Annotated in this window: 1 protein-coding gene; it reads left to right on the forward strand. The window is 77.2% G+C overall.

Going from position 1 to position 334, the window contains the following annotated elements:
- Positions 1-334, forward strand: a 334-nt coding sequence (locus KN815_RS49790) for a biotin/lipoyl-containing protein (RefSeq protein WP_301184728.1), incomplete at both ends; no start/stop codon positions are given.

Genomic DNA, 334 nt, shown 5'->3' on the forward strand with positions numbered 1-334 from the left:
CCGCCGCCGAGGCCCCCGCACCCGCCCCTGCCGCCGCCGCTCCGGCCGGTGGCGCCCAGGGCACCGATGTGGTCCTGCCCGCGCTGGGCGAGTCGGTGACCGAAGGCACCGTGACCCGCTGGCTCAAGGAGGTCGGCGAGTCCGTCGAGGCCGATGAGCCGCTGCTCGAGGTCTCCACCGACAAGGTCGACACCGAGATCCCGGCCCCGACTTCGGGCACTCTGCTGGAGATCCTGGTCGGCGAGGACGAGACCGCCGAGGTCGGCGCCAAGCTGGCCGTGATCGGCGCCGCCGGTGCCGCTCCGGCCGCCGCGCCCGCCCCGGCCGCCCCGGC

Origin of the sequence: Streptomyces niphimycinicus (assembly GCF_018883605.1) — a bacterium.
Lineage (GTDB): Bacteria > Actinomycetota > Actinomycetes > Streptomycetales > Streptomycetaceae > Streptomyces > Streptomyces niphimycinicus.